We start from the raw sequence: 16,280 nt of genomic DNA, 5'->3' as shown, positions 1-16,280 counted from the left end.
CGCCTCTTCCCCCCGAGGGAATATGTGCGAAGGGCGGGCCGGATCTCCAGCCCGCCCTCGCGATCCGGCTTTAGCCCTCGTCGGTCTGCGAAGCCGACGACATCGAGTCCGTGACGCCGCTGAGCAGGCCATCGGTGTCGTTGTCGAGGCTCAGGCTGTTGTCGCTCGAATCATACGAGGTGTTGCCATCCTCGTCCTGCTCGTAATTCTCGCTGCTCGAGTTGGCATCGAGGCCGAGCGTGTTGTTGAGCATGCCATCGAGCGAACCGCTCGAGTCATCGGTCGAATTGCTCGAGGAGTCTTCGTTGCTGCTGAAGATGTCGCTGAGGGGACCCATAATAATTCTCCTAGAGTTTAGTTGTGTCTTACTGGGGGCACGTCCCTTGGAACGCGTTGATAAAACCCTCTCGATGTCACAGTCGTTCCGACACCCATTGCCTCCAAAACGCCCATATGGATTAGTGGTTGCAACGCCGTTGATTGGTTACGTTCCCGAAACAAGCCGCCTATATCAACGATTTGGTTACGATCATGTCGGACAGGGATCCTCGTCCGTTGCGCAACCGAAGTGATATTCTGAGGTCCGCCAATGAATTTCTGACGACCTATGTTTGTAAATTTTATTCAGTCGCTCGCGTAAATCTATTCGATTCCGCTTTAGATTCAGGGGTCTGGTCCGGCATCCTGCGAAAGCTGCTGGGCTCGACGCCGTGCACCCGACGGAACGCGCGTGCAAAATGGCTGTGATTCTGAAACCCGATGCGATTGGCGACGACCTTGATCGGCAGGTCGGTCGAGCGGAGCAGCTCAGCTGCGTGATCGAGCCTAGCTTTCGCGACGAAGCCCATCGGATTGGAGCCCGTCAGCTTCCTGAAATGACGGATGAAGGTCGCGCGGCTCATCCGCACCAGATCTGCGAGCGACGCAATGCTGTGCGGCGCGCCGGGATCGGTCAACACTGCGGTCACTGCGCGCCCGACCCGCGAACTGCCGACCGGGACGCCCTGCGCCATGTCGCGCGCCGCATAGATCAGGCACAGCTTCATAAGCGCGGAAGCCAGCGGGATCGTGCCTATCGTCGGCCGGTCGAGTTCCTTCACCAATGCCGCGATCATTGCCGAAGCACCCGGCGCACGGCTGGTTTCGTATACGATCGGCCCGGCGACCGAGCCCAGGCCGAGCGTAGCCGCGGCGCGCGGGCTAACTCTGCCGATCATCGCGCGGGCATCGGGGCCGCGTGCGCGTCGGCTCTTGCGCCCCGCCACGTCCGCGGCGACCTTGATGGCGCTCCCGGCAGGGAGCAGCAAGGCCGAACCCATCGGCACGACGATAGCAGGCTCGCCGTCGATTTCGGTTTGGATCGCGCCCGCAAGCACGCAGTGAAAGGTCAGCCCCTCGCCGCCCTCCGCCTCGAAGGGCTCCCCGGCGCGCAAGTCGCACAAAGCGAGCCGGTCGATCGCGCCATCAAGCGTACCGGGCAGCGGTCGGACGGACGCATGCCGCATCATCGCGGAGCCAGGGGAACAAGCGATTGGAAAATGGTCTCGGCACCTTGCCGCTCGGAAGAACGGGAAAACGTGCCGGGTCGGGAAAAGATGCGGGCCTAGGCGGCGATTTGCTCCAGAGCCTCGCTCGCCGCCATCCACGTCGCTTCGGCCGTCTCGATCGCCGCCTCGAGCTCCGCGCGGCGCTTCATCAAATCGGTCATGGCCAGCTTGGCGAGCGATGCCTCGGCTGTCGATGGATCGAACATCGCCCGGTCTACGGCGCTGCGCTGCTCGTTGAGCTTGGCGAGCTGGGCCTCGGCATCCTTGGCCGCCTTGCGCAGCTCGGTACCCTTTTCACGGGCCTCGGCGGCGACGCGGCGGGCTTCCTTTTTGTCGGCCTTAGAGAGCTTGGGGCCGGCGCCTTCCTTGCTCAACACGAACGCGATGTAATCGTCGAGGCTGCCGTCGAATTCCTTGGCCGTGCCCTGATCGACCAGTACGAGCCGGTCTGCGGTCATCTCCAGCATGTGGCGATCGTGGCTGACCAGCACGACCGTGCCGGTATAATCGTTGAGCGCCTGGATCAGCGCCTCGCGCGCGTCGACGTCGAGATGGTTGGTCGGCTCATCGAGGATCAGCATGTGCGGGGCGTCACGCGTGATCAGCGCCAACGCCAGCCGCGCGCGCTCGCCGCCCGAAAGCTTGCCGACTTCGGTAGTCGCCTTCTGCCCAGAAAATCCGAACCGCCCCAGCTGCGCGCGCACCGCGCCCTGGGTCGCCCCCTTCATCAGCACGGTCATGTGCTGGAGCGGTGTCTCGCTGCGCTCGAGTTCTTCCACCTGATACTGCGTGAAATAGCCGACGCGCATCTTGCCGGATGCATTCATCGCGCCTTCCATCGGCGCCAGCTGCGCCGCGAGCAGTCGCGCCAGCGTCGTCTTGCCGTTGCCGTTGCGCCCGAGCAAAGCCACGCGATCATCGGGATCGATGCGCAAATTGAGCCGCTTGAGCACGGGCTTGTCCGCATAGCCGACCGCGGCCAAGTCGAGCGTGATCAGCGGCGGGCGCAGTTCGTCGGGATTGGGAAAGTCGAAGGTGAGCGTCGGATCGTCAAGCAGTTCGGCGATCGGCTGCATCTTTGCCAGCGCCTTCTGCCGGCTCTGTGCCTGCTTCGCAGTCGAGGCGCGCGCTGAGTTCTTGGCGATATATTCCTGCAGATGCTCGCGCTGCGCCTGCTGCTTGGCGCGCGCCGACGCGAGCTGCGCCTGGCGCTCGGCCCGTTGCCGCTCGAACGCGTCATAGCCGCCGGGATAAAGCGTCAGCTTGCCGCGATCCAGATGCAGGATGTGATCGACGACATTGTTGAGGAAGTCGCGCTCGTGGCTGACGAGCAGGATCGTCGCGGGATAGGACTTCAGGAAGTCCTCCAGCCACAGCACCGCTTCGAGATCCAGATGGTTCGAAGGCTCGTCGAGCAGCAGCAGGTCGGGCTGCGAGAACAGCAAGCTCGCCAGCGCAACACGCATCTTCCACCCGCCCGAAAAGCTGTCGAGCGGCTGGTGCTGCATCTCTTCGTCAAAGCCGAGACCGACCAGGATCTGCGAGGCGCGGCTGGGCGCGGTATAGGCGTCGATCGCCATCAGCCGCTCATAGACTTCGCCGAGCCGGTCCGGATCGTGGCTCGACTCGCTCTCCTCCAGCAGGGCGGCGCGCTCGGTATCCGCGGCAAGCACCGTCTCGAATGGAGTCGCATCGCCGTGCGGCGCTTCCTGCGCGATATAGCCGAGCTTCGCGCCGCGCGGCATGTCCATCGTGCCGGCATCGGGCTCGAGCTGCGACGCCACGACCTTGACCAGAGTCGTCTTGCCCGCGCCGTTGCGCCCGATCAGCCCGATCCGCCCGCGCGGCGGCAGTTTCGCGGTCGCGCCGTCGAGGATCGTACGCCCGCCAAGGCGCACCGTGATATCGGTCAGATTGAGCATGGCGCCCCCTAGCATTGCTGCGCCGCAGCGTGAAGCGCTGTTTGGGTGTTCCGTCTCTGTTCGCGCTGGGCTAGAGCGCTGGCATGGACGCGCCGCCCGTCAGGAAGATCATCCATGTCGATATGGACGCGTTCTTCGCATCGGTGGAGCAGCGCGACGATCCGGCACTGCGTGGCAAGCCCGTCGCGGTCGGCTATCCCGCGGCGCGTGGCGTGGTCGCGGCAGCCAGCTATGAGGCACGGGTATTCGGGGTGCGCTCGGCTCTGCCGTCGGTCACGGCCCTGCGGCGGTGCCCCGATCTCATCTTCGCCAAGCCGCGTTTCGAAGTCTATCGCGCGGTCTCGAACCAGATCCGCGCGATCTTCGCCGAGTTCACGCCGCTCATCCAGCCGCTGTCGCTCGACGAGGCCTATCTCGACGTGACCGAGAACCTCCAAGGCATCCCGACCGCCTGGGCGACAGCCAAGGCGATCCGCGCGCGTATCCTCGAGGAAACCGGGCTCACGGCGTCGGCGGGCATCTCGTACAACAAGTTCCTCGCCAAGCTCGCCTCGGACCACCGCAAGCCCAACGGACAGTTCGCGGTTACGCCAGACATGGGCGAGGCCTGGGTCGAGACGCTACCAGTATCGCGATTTCACGGCGTCGGCCCGGTCACTGCGCGCAAGATGCAGTCGCTGGGGATCGAGACCGGCGGCGACTTGCGCGCCAAATCCATGGCCTTCCTGCGCGAGCATTTCGGCAGCTCCGCGGAATGGTACCATGCGATCGCCCGCGGCGAGGATGACCGCCCGGTCAACCCGAACCGCGAGCGCAAATCCTCAGGCTCCGAGACTACTTTCGACCGCGACTTGACCCAGCCCGCCGAGATCGAAGCCGGCGTGCTGCGCATGGCCGAGGAAGTCTGGGCGTGGTGCGCGAAGAACCAGGAATTCGGCCGCACCGCGACGGTGAAGGTCAAATATCAGGACTTTCAGCAGATCACCCGCAGCCGCAGCTATGGCGATCTGATCGACAGCTATGAGCGCCTCCGCGAAACAAGCCTGGCGCTGATCCGCTCGGTGCTGCCGACACCCAAGGGCATAAGGTTGGTCGGCGTCACCGTCTCGAACTTCGACGCACCGAAAGAGATGCCGCTGTTCGGTTAGTGCTTTTTGGCCGTCAGGAGTTTGAGGCCACCTGCCAGCCACCGCCCAGCGCCAGGAACAAAGTCACCGCCTGATCCGAATAGCGCGCACGCGATTGCGCGAGCAGCGCCTCGGATGCGGCCAGCGAGCGCTCGGCGTCGAGCACGATCTGGAAGCTCTCGGCACCCGCCTGATAGCGCAGCCGCGCAATCCGCGCCGCCTCGGCGCTCTGGTCGCGCGCGCGCAGCAGCGCCGCCATGCGATCGGCTTCGCCGGCATAGCGCTTGAGCGAGGATTCGGTCTCTTCAAGCGCGCGCAGCCAGGTGCCGTCGAAGGTCGCCAGCGCCGCATCCGCCTGGGCCTCGGCCTGACGGATCCGCGCGCGGGCGGCGCCGATATTGGGGAAGGTCCAGGAGATCAGCGGCCCCAGCCCGAAACGGAAGCCCGAGTTGGAGAACAGGCCATCGACCGAATTGGCAGTCGAGCCGATCGATCCGCCCAGATTGATGCTGGGATAGAGATCGGCGGTCGCCACCCCGACGCGCGCAGTCGCCGCGGCCAGCCGGCGCTCGGCGGCGCGGATGTCGGGACGGCGGGCGAGCAGGCTCGCACCATCGCCGACGGGCACCGCGCTGTTGAGCGTCGGCGAGATCTCGCACGACGCCACCTCTGCGGGAAACTCGGCGGGTGGGCGCCCGGTCAGCACTGCCAGCCGATACAGCGCGGCCTGGCGCTCGGCCTCCAGCGTCGGAACATCGGCGCGGGTCTGCTCAAGCAGCGCGCCGGCGCGGTTGGTCTCCAGCGCCGTTCCGCGGCCGCCCTCGAACTGGCGGCGGGTAAGGTCGAACGTCTGCTCCTGTACGCGCAGCGTCTCGCGCGCCACGGCGAGCTGCTGGCCATTGGCGCAGGCATCGACATAAGCGCGGGTGGTCTCCGCCGCGACGGTCACGCGGGCCAGGTCGTACGCCGCCTGCACCGCCTCGACGTCGGCGCGTCCCGCCTCGATCGCGCGGCTGATCCGGCCGAACAGGTCGATCTGGTAGCCGACATCGATCCCGACATCGTAATTCTCGCCGCGCGGACCGGCGCCATTCACGCCGACCGTCGATCCCGCGACTTGGCCATAGCCGGCGCTCGCATTCACTTCGGTCGAGGGCAGCCGCGCATTGCGCGTCTCGCGCAGCCGCGCTCGCGCCTCGCGCAGATTCGCCTCGGCGACGCGCAGGTCGGTATTGTTGCGCAGCGCCTCCGCCACCAGCGTGTCGAGCACCGGCGCATCGAACAGCTTCCACCATTCGGCGGGCGGCTCGGCGGGCACGAACGCCGGGGCGTTGCTTCCGACGAACCCGGCCTGAGAGGGCGCCGTGGCGGCGGGCGAGACATGGTTGGGGCCCACGACGCAGCCGCTCAGCGCCGCCCCGGCCAGGAGTGCAATCACGGTACGCATCACTGTGCTTCTCCCGACGTCAGCGGCAATTGCGGCTGCGCCCCGTCCTTCCTGTCACGGTCCTTCCGATCGCGCCCGAGCTTGCGCATCAGCACATAGAAGATCGGCGTGAAGATAAGACCGAATACCGTCACGCCGATCATGCCGAACACCACGGCGGTGCCCAGCGACTGGCGCATTTCCTGCCCCGGCCCTGTTGCGATCGCGAGCGGGACCACGCCGAAGATGAACGCGAAGCTGGTCATCAGGATCGGGCGCAGACGCGTGCGGGCCGCATGGACCGCCGCATCGAAGCGGTTCATGCCTTCCTCTTCGGCCTGCTTGGCGAACTCGACGATCAGGATCGCGTTCTTCGCCGCCAATGCGATGAGCACCACCAGGCCGACCTGGGTCAGGATGTTGTTGTCCATCCCTCTCAGATTGACGCCCAGCAATGCCGCCAGGATGCACATTGGCACGATCAGGATCACAGCCAGCGGCAACGTCAGCGCTTCATATTGCGCCGCCAGCACCAGGAAGACGAAGACCACCGCGAGAACGAAGATCAGTGCGGCGCTGCCGCCGGCATCCTTCTGCTGATAGGCCAGCCCCGTCCATTCATAGGTATAGCCCTGCGGCAAGACCTGCGTGGCCAGCTTCTCCATCGATTCCAGCGCCGCGCCCGACGAGACGCCGGGAGCCGCAGCGCCCTGCAGCTCGACCGCGGGAAGCAGATTGTAGCGCACCACGCGCGACGGTCCGCTATCGCGCACCAAAGTCGCGACCGAAGTCAGCGGCACCATCTCTCCGGTCGACGAACGCACCTGTAGGCGCCCGACATCGGCGATATCATCGCGCGCCGCCGGCTCCGCCTGCGCCGTCACCCGGAAGGTGCGGCCGAGCAGGTTGAAGTCGTTGACATAGGTCGAGCCGATATAGGTCCCGATCGCGTCGAACACTTGTTGCGGCTGGACGCCCAGCAGCTGCGCCTTGTCGCGATCGACATCGGCGCGGATTCGCGGCGTGCCGGTGTTGAACAGCGAGAACACCTGAGTGACGTTCTTGTCGCTCATCGCCGCGCCCATCATCGCGCCGGTGACGCCCTCGAGCCCGCGATAGCCGGCATTGGCCGAGCGATCCTGGATCATCATCACGAAGCCCGAACCGTTGCCCAGCCCCTGCACCGCCGGCGGCGACAGCAGGAAGATATTGGCGCCCTCGATCTGCCCGGCGATCGCGCCGGTCAGCTTGCCGGCCAGCGCTTCGGCCGAATTCTCGGCACCACGCTCCGCCCAGTCGCTGAGCTTGATGAAGAACACGCCCGCATTCGACGCCTGGCTGAAGCTGGCGCCGTCTAGGCCGGCGAACGATGCGCCGTCGATCACGCCTTCGGTCTTGCTGGCGATGGCATAGGCCTTGTCCACCACTTCGGTGGTGCGATCGAGCGAGGAGCCCGGCGGCAGCTGGACCACGCCGATCAGGAAGCCCTGATCCTGCTCGGGAATGAAGCCCGTCGGGGTCGCGGTCAGGCGCCAGCCGGTCAGCGCCAGCAGGCCGGCGTAGATCACCATCATGATCAGCCCCATCCGCACCACGCGGCCGGTGAAACGGCCATAGCGATCGGAGAGCCATTCGAAGCCCTGATTGAACTTGGTCGCGCCGATCTTGACCGGACGCATCCAGCGCGGTCCGCTGTCCACATCGGTTTCGTGATGCGGCTTGAGCAGCAGGGCGGCCATTGCCGGCGAAAGCGTCAGCGACACGATCAGCGAGATCGTCGCCGCCGCCGCGATCGTCACTGCGAACTGGCGATAGAAGATGCCGGGGATGCCGGGCACCAGCGCGGTCGGCACGAAGACCGACACCAGCACCAGCCCGATCGCGATCAGCGCACCCGAGACTTCGCGCATCGTCCGATGCGCAGCCTCGCGCGGAGCAAGCCCCTCGCGAATATGCCGTTCGACCGATTCGACCACCACGATCGCATCGTCGACGACGATGCCCACGGCGAGCACCAGTGCGAACAGCGACAGCGAGTTGATCGAATAGCCGAGCGCCAGCTGCACCGCGAAGGTTCCGACCAATGCGATCGGGATGGCGATGATCGGGATCACTGCGGCACGCCAGGTCTGGAGGAAGATCAGCACGACGATCACAACCAGCACGACCGCCTCGATCAGCGTCTCCTGCACGGCCTCGACCGAGGAGGCGACATATTCGGTCGGGTTGTACGGCACCGAATATTTCATGCCGGCAGGCAGCGTCTTGGCGATCGTGTCCATTTCCTTGAGGACGAGATCGGCCGCCGAAAGCGAGTTGGCCCCCGGCTGCTGGATGACTGCGAGCGCAATGCCGCGATTGCCGCCGAACGAGCCACGGATCGAATAATCCTGGCTGCCCAGCTCGACGCGGGCAACGTCACGCAGCTTGGTGATCGCGCCACCCGCCTGATCGGTCTTGAGCGTGATGTTCGAGAATTGCTCGACCGTGGTCAGGCGCCCTTGTACGTCGACAGGCATTTCAAACGAGGGGTTGTTGGTGCCCGAAGGCGACTGGCCGAGCGCACCGCCTGCAACCTGGACGTTCTGCGCGCGCAGTGCGCCAACGATCTCGCTGGCGGTGAGATTGCGCGCGGCGGCGCGGTCGGGATCGATCCATACGCGCATCGAATAATTGCCGCCGCCGAACACCTGCACGCCGCCCACGCCTTCAAGGCGGAGCAGACGGTCGCGGACCTGGGTGTTGGCGTAATTGCCGATATAATCGACATCGAGGCTCTTATCGGGCGACGTCAGCGCCACGATCATCAGGAAGCCCGATTCCTGCTTGTTCACGGTCACGCCGACCTGGCGGACCTGCTCCGGCAGGCGCGGCTCGGCGAGCGCGACGCGGTTCTGCACCAGCACCTGAGCGGCATCCAGATCGGTGCCGGGCTTGAAGGTGACGGTGACCTGGGCGGCGCCCTGACTCGAGGACGAGCTCATATAGAGCATGTTCTCGACGCCGTTGACTTCCTGCTCGATCGGCGCCGCCACGGTCTGGGCGACGGTTTCCGCCGACGCGCCCGGATAGGCCGCCTGGATGGCGATCGTCGGCGGCGCGATCTCGGGATATTGCGACAGCGGCAGCAGCGGATAGGCAAAGGCGCCGATCAGCGTGATGAAGACTGCGATCACGCCCGCGAAGATCGGGCGCTCGATGAAGAAGCTGGAAATGTTCATGGATCGGGCCTCAGCGGCCAACCGGCTGTGCGGTCGAGGATGGCGGTGCGGACGAGCCCGGGGCCGCGCTGACGGCGGGTGCTGCTGCCTGGATCTTGCCCTGCTTGGCCTGCACCTTCTGCCCCGGCATCGCCCGCTGCGTGCCATCGATGATCACACGGTCTTCACGGGCAATGCCGCTGCGGATGACGCGAAGGTTGCCGACCAGCGGCCCGGTCTGGACCGGACGCACCACGACTGCGCCGGACTTGTCGACGATATAGACGACCTGGCGGGCGGCATCGGCGCTAACGGCAGTGTCGGGCACCAGAAGCGCCGGATAGGGGCGCGAAGCTTCGAGCCGCAGATTGCCGAACATGCCGGGCTTCAGGAAGCCACCGGGATTGGGGATAACCGCGCGGGCGCGGATCGTGCCGGCGCCGGTGTCGATTGCGTTGTCGACGAAATCGAGCGTCCCTGCCCGGCTGTAATCGGCCTCGTCGCTCAGCTTGACCCGGACCGGGGTGCCGTTCTGCACACCTGCGCCCTGACGCTGATACTTGAGGAGCAGCGCCTCCGAGCCCTGGAACACGAAGTGAAGCGGATTGATCGAGACAATCGTGGTGAGAACCGTCTGGTCCGCCGTCACTGCATTGCCGGCATCTACGCGGCGCTCTGAAATGCGGCCGCTGATCGGCGCAGTCACGCGGGTGAAGGCAAGATCGAGCTCACGGGCGCGGACGACTGCCCCGGCTGCGGCGACCTGGGCCTGCGCGGCACGAAGCGCAGACTGGCGCGATTCCAGTTCTTCCTGGCTGGCGGCGCGTTGGGCTGCCAGCGTCTGCGAGCGGGCGAATTCGGTGCGGGCGTTGGCGAGCGAGGCCTGGGCCTGCGCCGCCTGGGCGCGCGCTTGGGCAAGTGCTGCATTGGCCGGGCGCGGATCGACGCGGAACAGCAACTGCCCCTTGGTCACGAACTGCCCGTCCTGAAAGTGAGTCGAAGCGAGAAAGCCGGTTGCGCGCGGGCGGACTTCGACATTCTGGACCGCTTCGAAGCGGCCGACATATTCGTCCCAATCGACGATTTCCTGAACCAACGGAGTCGCAACCGTGACCGCGGGCGCGGGCGGTGCGCCCGGCGCTTCCTTGCCGCCGCCGCATCCGGCGAGAGTCAATGCGAGCGCAGCCGCCGCAACCGTGAGCATCTGTCGTGTCATCAGGATATGTCCGCGCTTGAATTGCCGCCCGCCAGTCATCCTCGACCCGTGTCGCTCTGAGGCGGCTTTGGAGCGACGGTGCGCTAGAGGCGTAACGAGACCTTGTCAACGACCGTGGACATAAAAGTCATCAAATGTTGACTTTAGCCCGCAAAGGCATAGGTTTATACCATGCCCGCATTTGCCTGTCCCGCGCCCCGCACGCGCAACGCCGCGGCCACGCGTCAGGCGATGCTCGAAGCCGCGCGCCGCCAATTTGCGCGCGAAAGCTATGGAAATGTCGGCTTGCGGGAGATTTCGCGCGAAGTCGGCGTCGATCCGGCCTTGGTCTGCCGCTATTTCGGCAGCAAAGAAGGCCTGTTCCGCGAAGTGCTGCGGCATCCCGATGACGGCCAGTTCCTCGCCGGCGTCACCGCCGAGTCGCTGCCCGAATATCTGGCCGAACTGCTCACCGAGCCGACCTGCGAAGTCTCCGCCGAAAAAGCCGAGTGGTTGCTGATCGTGATGCACTCGGCGGGCTCGACCCAGGCGTCGCAGATCGTCCGCGAAACCCTGCATGAAGGCGTGCTCGCTCCCGTCGAACAGATGCTCGACGGCGAAGGCGCCGAATTACGCGCCGCGCTGGTGCTCGCAGTGATGATGGGCAGCGCAGTGCTCAACACCATGGGCATCGACAGTCTGCAGAAGAGCGGGGACGCGCTGGTCCGCAGGAAGCTGGTCGAGTTGCTCGCGGCGGCAGTGCGCTAGCTAGGCGACATTCGGTTCTGGCTTGCAAGCAAAATGGGGACAGTCCCCTTTTTCCCAACTCCGGTTACGCGACAGGACGTCGCTCGAAGGGAAGTGGGGGACCGCCCCCATTTTGGGGTGCCAAAATATGACGGGACCAAACTTCGATACGGTCTAGGCCCTCAGCGCACCGTCGCCGCGACCGGCTCGGAAAGCCCGGCGCTGGCGAGCTCGCGCTCGGCCTGGGTGAAACCATAAGCGGGAACGATCTCGCCTTCCCGCTCGGCGGCGCGATCCCAATTGGCGACAAGATCCTGGCCGGCATCGTCGCCCGGCCTGGCCTGGAAGCCTTCGGTCAGGGTGATGTTGGCCGTGGCGAAATGCCCCGCCCCTGCGCACAGGATCGCGCGGGTCGGCGCATCGTCGCCCACCAGGGCGAGGAGGCCGGGGCTAACCATGGCCGGATCGAGCAGGCGCAGGCTCTGCTCGGAAAGGACGCCCTCGGTCATCCCCGTAGCCGCGGTCGGCGCGAGGCTGTTGACGCGAATGCCGTATTTCTCGCCTTCGATCGCTAGCGTCTGCATCAACCCGACCAGCGCCATCTTCGCCGCGCCGTAATTGGCCTGGCCGAAATTGCCGTACAGCCCCGAGGACGAAGTGGTCATGACGATGCGGCCATAGCCCTGGGTGCGCATCGTCTCCCACACGGCCTTGGAGGCGATCGCCGCGCCCATCAGATGGACTTCGACGATAAGGCGGAAGTCCTGGATCGTCATCTTGGCGAAGCTCTTGTCGCGCAGGATGCCGGCATTGTTCACGAGAATGTCGATGCGCCCCCATTTGTGGAGCGTTTCCTCGACCATCGCCGCGATCGCGCATTCGTCGGTGACCGACGCGGCGATTGCCAGCGCCTCGCCGCCGGCGGCGATGATTTCCGCGACGACGGCGTCGGCATTGTCCTGCAAGAGATCGTTGACGACGATCTTCGCACCCTGCCGCGCTAGATACAGCGCATGCGCGCGGCCCAGACCGCCGCCCGATCCCGTCACGATAGCTATCCGGCCCGCCAGCGACATTGCACTCTCCTTGAATTGGAGGGCCGGTCTAACCGCGCACTTATTCACTAGCAAGTGAATGAAACAGCACGGGCCGCGTCTATTTGTGACAGATCTGCAGGAAGCCTGCGGCCATGAAGCTCGCCATGCGCCGCTTCACTGCGCCGAAATCCTCCGAGCGGCACAGCCCGCCCGAGAGCTTGTCGATGCGGCCGGTGCGCGCCAGCGTCAGCATCAGCGCGCCGGTGACGAAGTGATAGCCCCAGAAGATGTCCTGCTCGTCGCAATCGGGTAAAGCTTTCTTGAGCAGGTCGATCAGCCGCAGCACGACCGGATCGAAATGCTCGTCCATCAGGCTCGCCCCCCATTCGGGGGTGTTGGCGACCTGGGCACCGAGCTTGGCGTAATTCCGCCAGCCGTTGCCGCCCTCGATATAGGTGTCGAGATCGGTGTCGAGGAATGCCCGTAGCGCGCCTTCGACGGTCGGGCTGTCGCCGCATGCGGCTTCATAGTCGTCGAGTGCGCGCATCCGCCGCTCGCTGGTGACCACGGCGCGGCGCGCAAACACCGCGTCGAACAGCGCCTTCTTGTCGGCGAAATAGTAATTGAGCAGCGTGTGATGGACCTCGACCTGCTTGGCCACGTCCTTGAGCGTCACGCCGTAAAGGCCATGCTGCGAGAACAGATCCTCCGCCGCATCGAGGATCTGCTCCATCGTCTCGGCGCGTTGCTCGGCCTTGCGAGTGCGTTTTACAGGTTTGGCGGTCGTCACGCTCCTGTCCTTCCCGGTTGGCGGGCTCAGCGTCAAGCGGCGATACGGTTATTCACACGCGTGATAGTGTGTGTTGACAGGCTTGCGGCCTAGCCCGCATGATACGGACAAGGCAGATGAAACTGCCAAGGAGAGGACCGTGACCGCAGCCGCCGCCATCCCCGATGCCGCCGAAGCTCCACCCACCAGCGGGCGCCAATGGCTGATGCTGACGGTGCTGACTTTCGTCTATGTCATCAATTTCCTCGATCGCCAGCTGCTCGGGTTCCTTGCCAAGCCGATCAAGGATTCGCTCCAGATCACCGATGGCCAGCTCGGGCTGATCGGCGGCTTCTATTTCGCCTGCTTCTATTGCTTCATCGCCATCCCCGTCGGCTGGTTCGCCGACCGCACCAATCGCGTATCGGTGCTGGCTTTGGCCTGTGGCATCTGGAGTGGCGCCACCGCCGCCTGCGGCATGGCGCAGAATTACACCCAATTGGTCGTCGCCCGCATGGTCGTCGGTTTCGGCGAAGCGGGAGGCGTGCCGCCTTCCTATGCGATCATCACCGACACTTTCCCGCCCGGCAAGCGCGGCTTTGCTTTCGGCATCTATAATTTCGGACCACCCGCGGGCGCGGCGCTCGGTATCGCCTTTGGCGGCTGGATCGCCATCGCTTATGGCTGGCGCGAGGCATTCCTGACGATCGGCGTGATCGGCATCGTCACTGCGGTGCTCGTCCGCATCATCCTGCGCGATCCGCCGCGCGGCGGGCTCGATGTCCGCGCCGGACAGGTCGTCCCGGCCTATGAAAAGGCCCCCTTTTGGGCGACCACCAAGATGTTCTTCGCCAATCCGGTGCTGCTCCTCGCGGCGCTGGGTAGCGGCGCCACCCAGTTCGTTACCTATGGCCTCGGCAATTTCGCAGTGCTGTTCCTGATGGAGAGCAAGGGCATGCAGCTCGGCCAGGTCGCGATCTGGTACGCCATCGCCGTGCTCATCGGCATGGGCGGCAGCATGATCGTCTCGGGCTGGGTGCTCGACAAGCTGACCCGGCATTCTCGCACCGGCTATGCGACCGCGCCGGCGATCTCGCTGGCCATCGCCCTGCCCTTCTATGTCGCATTCGTCTGGGCGCCGGGCTGGCCGCTGGCATTGGCGCTGCTCACCGTGGTGATGCTGTTCAATTATGTTTATCTCTCGGCCTCGGTCGCTTTGGTGCAGGACGAAGTGAAGCCCAATCAGCGCGTGCTCGCGGGCGCTTTGCTGCTGCTGGTAATGAACTTCATCGGCCTGGGCCTCGGCCCTACCTATGTCGGCGCGGCGAGCGACTGGCTGAAGGCGCATGAGTATCAGAACACGCTCCAGCTGGCCCTCTATTCGATCACGCCCTTCTATCTGATCGCCATCTTCCTCTTCCTGTGGCTCGCCCGCTATCTGCGGGCCGAACGAAAGACCGCTGCATGAACCCGTTTCGCCTCCTCGCTCTCGGCTGCCTCGCGGTCGCCACTCCGGTGCTGGCCCAGACCCCGAGCGTCGACGCGCCAGCCGGCAAGGTGACCGGCTCGCTCGATGGTGAGATGCGCGTGTTCAAGGGTATTCCCTATGCCCTGCCGCCAGTGAAGGAACGCCGCTGGCAGCCGCCGGCGCCGATGCCAAAGTGGAAGGGCGCGCGCGACGCCACGCAGTTCGGCGCGGCCTGCGTCCAGCCGGTCAGCAAGACTCCCAACGTCTATTCGCCGGCCGAGCCGCTGCCGATGAGCGAGGACTGCCTGACGCTCAATGTCTGGGCGCCCAAGAGCGCCAAGAATGCGCCGGTCTTCTTTTGGATTCACGGTGGTGCTTTGGTCACCGGATCGAGCCGCGAGCCGATGTATGACGGCAAGAAGCTCGCTGAGCGCGGCGTGATCGTCGTCTCGATCAACTATCGCCTCGGCGTGCTCGGCTGGCTCGCGCATCCGCAGCTCAGCGCCGAGACCGCGCAGAAGGTCTCGGGCAATTACGGCCTGCTCGATCAGGCGATGGCGCTCTATTGGGTGCGCAATAATATCGCCTCGTTCGGCGGCGATCCCAAGAACGTGACGATCGCGGGCGAATCGGCGGGTGCGCTCAGCGTTATGTACCTCATGGAATCGCCAATCGCGCGCGGGCTGTTCCACAAGGCGATCGCCCAGAGCGCCTATATGCTGCCGATGCCGGACCTCAAGAAAGGCGTCCACGGCCTGCCCGCGGGCGAAGCGGTAGGGCAGATGGTTGAGGCCGGATTGCAGGCGCCCGATTTCAAGGCATTGCGCGGGATCGAAGCGGGTGAGCTGACCAACAAGGCCGCGGCGCTCGGTTTCGCGCCCTGGGGCGTGGTCGACGGCTTCGCGCTGCCCGAGCAGATGGTCGACGCCTTCGGACGCGTCAAGCAGGCGCCGGTGCCGATCCTGACGGGGTTCAACCAGGGCGAGATCCGCTCGCTGCTGATGCTCGCGCCCAAGGCGCCGGACACGGCGGACGCCTATGAAAAGGAAATCCGCGCGCGCTACGGCGAGCTCGCCGATGCCTTTCTCAAGCTCTATCCTGCCAGCGACTATAAAGAGAGCATCCTGCTCACTGCGCGCGACACGCTCTATGGCTGGACCACCGAGCGGCTGGCGCGCAAGCAGGCGGGCGGCAAACCAGCCTATGTCTATCTGTTCGATCATGGCTATCCGGCGATGGACGAAAAGAACCTCCACGCCTTCCACGCCAGCGAACTGCCCTATGTCTTCGGCACGTTCGATCGCCTGGGCCCGCTCTGGCCCAAGATCCCCGACACCCCTGCCGAACACGGCCTGTCCAACGCCATGCTCGATTACTGGACCAGCTTCGCCGCCACCGGCACGCCCAAGGCCGCCAACGCTCCCGCTTGGCCCGCCTTCGGCAGCAACCGCGCCTTCATGCACTTTGCCGATACGCCCCGCCCCCAGACCGGGCTGATCCCGGGAATGTACGAACTCCACGAAACCGTGATGTGCCGCCGCCGCGCGACGGGAAAGACGCCGTGGATGTGGAACTCCAGCGTGATCTCGCCGAAGCTGCCGCCCAAGGTTGCAGGCTGCGATTGACCTCCTTTCCTCCCTCGCTTCAGCGGGGGAGGTGGCACGCGCAGGGTGACGGAGGTGCCCCCTCCACCACTTCGTGGCCCCTCCCCGCTTCGCGAGGGAGGAAGAAAAGGTCGAATTTTCGCCCTCACTCGCGCGGGAAACCCCGTCATCCCGGCCTTGTGCCGGGGTCCAAGCATTGGCCACTGACCGGCCTGCAGCCTCTCATTTAGCCGCAGAC

Annotated in this window: 12 protein-coding genes; 4 read left to right on the top strand and 8 right to left on the bottom strand. The window is 65.2% G+C overall.

All coding sequences use genetic code 11. The features are described from left to right. Nucleotides 1–70: 70 nt before the first annotated feature. From ACZZZM_RS07040 to ACZZZM_RS07030, 3 genes are all read right to left on the bottom strand, one after another. Nucleotides 71–337, bottom strand: a complete 267-nt coding sequence (locus ACZZZM_RS07040) for a hypothetical protein (RefSeq protein ID WP_463594396.1) — start codon at nt 335–337, stop codon at nt 71–73. 283 nt (nt 338–620) lie between these two features. Beyond that, entirely contained in the window at nt 621–1,505 is an 885-nt protein-coding gene (locus tag ACZZZM_RS07035; RefSeq protein WP_463594395.1) for a helix-turn-helix domain-containing protein, read from the bottom strand. 98 nt (nt 1,506–1,603) lie between these two features. Next, entirely contained in the window at nt 1,604–3,469 is a 1,866-nt protein-coding gene (locus tag ACZZZM_RS07030) for an ABC-F family ATP-binding cassette domain-containing protein (RefSeq protein ID WP_463594394.1), read from the bottom strand. Nucleotides 3,470–3,552: 83 nt separating this feature from the next. Between ACZZZM_RS07030 and dinB the strand changes: the two genes are divergently transcribed. Beyond that, nucleotides 3,553–4,617, top strand: coding sequence for a DNA polymerase IV (dinB, locus tag ACZZZM_RS07025; protein ID WP_463594393.1), 1,065 nt, complete (start codon nt 3,553–3,555; stop codon nt 4,615–4,617). Nucleotides 4,618–4,630: 13 nt separating this feature from the next. Here the strand turns inward: dinB and ACZZZM_RS07020 are convergent, their stop codons facing one another. Genes ACZZZM_RS07020 through ACZZZM_RS07010 form a run of 3 tightly spaced genes read right to left on the bottom strand, consistent with a single transcriptional unit; the run spans nt 4,631 to nt 10,438 of the window. Next, a complete protein-coding gene (locus tag ACZZZM_RS07020; protein ID WP_463594392.1) occupies nt 4,631–6,043 on the bottom strand; it encodes an efflux transporter outer membrane subunit in 1,413 nt (470 codons plus the stop codon). Continuing rightward, on the bottom strand, nt 6,043–9,243 hold the full coding sequence (locus ACZZZM_RS07015; RefSeq protein ID WP_463594391.1) for an efflux RND transporter permease subunit: 3,201 nt from the start codon (nt 9,241–9,243) through the stop codon (nt 6,043–6,045). The genes ACZZZM_RS07020 and ACZZZM_RS07015 overlap by 1 nt, the downstream gene beginning before the upstream one ends. A gap of 10 nt (nt 9,244–9,253) precedes the next feature. After that, nucleotides 9,254–10,438, bottom strand: coding sequence for an efflux RND transporter periplasmic adaptor subunit (locus tag ACZZZM_RS07010; RefSeq protein WP_463594390.1), 1,185 nt, complete (start codon nt 10,436–10,438; stop codon nt 9,254–9,256). Nucleotides 10,439–10,609: 171 nt separating this feature from the next. On the opposite strand from ACZZZM_RS07010, the gene ACZZZM_RS07005 reads away from it, so the two are divergent. After that, nucleotides 10,610–11,185 (top strand): TetR/AcrR family transcriptional regulator, encoded by a 576-nt coding sequence (locus ACZZZM_RS07005; RefSeq protein ID WP_463594389.1) that lies wholly within the window; start codon nt 10,610–10,612, stop codon nt 11,183–11,185. Nucleotides 11,186–11,346: 161 nt separating this feature from the next. Here ACZZZM_RS07005 and ACZZZM_RS07000 read toward each other — a convergent pair whose 3' ends face one another. Beyond that, nucleotides 11,347–12,240, bottom strand: coding sequence for an SDR family NAD(P)-dependent oxidoreductase (locus tag ACZZZM_RS07000; protein ID WP_463594388.1), 894 nt, complete (start codon nt 12,238–12,240; stop codon nt 11,347–11,349). A gap of 79 nt (nt 12,241–12,319) precedes the next feature. Next, the gene (locus ACZZZM_RS06995) at nt 12,320–12,991 is read right to left on the bottom strand and encodes a TetR/AcrR family transcriptional regulator (protein WP_463594387.1); all 672 of its coding nucleotides are present in this window, start codon (nt 12,989–12,991) and stop codon (nt 12,320–12,322) included. Between the two features lie 139 nt (nt 12,992–13,130). Here ACZZZM_RS06995 and ACZZZM_RS06990 point away from each other — a divergent pair, with 139 nt between their 5' ends. Next, the gene (locus ACZZZM_RS06990; RefSeq protein ID WP_463594386.1) at nt 13,131–14,438 is read left to right on the top strand and encodes a spinster family MFS transporter; all 1,308 of its coding nucleotides are present in this window, start codon (nt 13,131–13,133) and stop codon (nt 14,436–14,438) included. Continuing rightward, the gene (locus ACZZZM_RS06985; protein ID WP_463594385.1) at nt 14,435–16,063 is read left to right on the top strand and encodes a carboxylesterase/lipase family protein; all 1,629 of its coding nucleotides are present in this window, start codon (nt 14,435–14,437) and stop codon (nt 16,061–16,063) included. Before ACZZZM_RS06990 ends, ACZZZM_RS06985 begins: the two co-directional genes overlap by 4 nt. Nucleotides 16,064–16,280: the final 217 nt, after the last annotated feature.

This window comes from Sphingomonas sp. AC522 (genome assembly GCF_979258125.1).
The sequence above is the reverse complement of the archived record's forward strand: the minus strand, read 5'-3'. Positions and strand labels throughout refer to the sequence as shown.

Bases quoted from the DNA above. Each gene is read 5' to 3' on its own strand.
- ACZZZM_RS07040 (WP_463594396.1), bottom strand. From the start codon at position 337: ATGGGTCCCCTCAGCGACATCTTCAGCAGCAACGAAGACTCCTCGAGC.
- ACZZZM_RS07035 (WP_463594395.1), bottom strand. From the start codon at position 1,505: ATGCGGCATGCGTCCGTCCGACCGCTGCCCGGTACGCTTGATGGCGCG.
- ACZZZM_RS07030 (WP_463594394.1), bottom strand. From the start codon at position 3,469: ATGCTCAATCTGACCGATATCACGGTGCGCCTTGGCGGGCGTACGATC.
- dinB (WP_463594393.1), top strand. From the start codon at position 3,553: ATGGACGCGCCGCCCGTCAGGAAGATCATCCATGTCGATATGGACGCG.
- ACZZZM_RS07020 (WP_463594392.1), bottom strand. From the start codon at position 6,043: ATGCGTACCGTGATTGCACTCCTGGCCGGGGCGGCGCTGAGCGGCTGC.
- ACZZZM_RS07015 (WP_463594391.1), bottom strand. From the start codon at position 9,243: ATGAACATTTCCAGCTTCTTCATCGAGCGCCCGATCTTCGCGGGCGTG.
- ACZZZM_RS07010 (WP_463594390.1), bottom strand. From the start codon at position 10,438: ATGACACGACAGATGCTCACGGTTGCGGCGGCTGCGCTCGCATTGACT.
- ACZZZM_RS07005 (WP_463594389.1), top strand. From the start codon at position 10,610: ATGCCCGCATTTGCCTGTCCCGCGCCCCGCACGCGCAACGCCGCGGCC.
- ACZZZM_RS07000 (WP_463594388.1), bottom strand. From the start codon at position 12,240: ATGTCGCTGGCGGGCCGGATAGCTATCGTGACGGGATCGGGCGGCGGT.
- ACZZZM_RS06985 (WP_463594385.1), top strand. From the start codon at position 14,435: ATGAACCCGTTTCGCCTCCTCGCTCTCGGCTGCCTCGCGGTCGCCACT.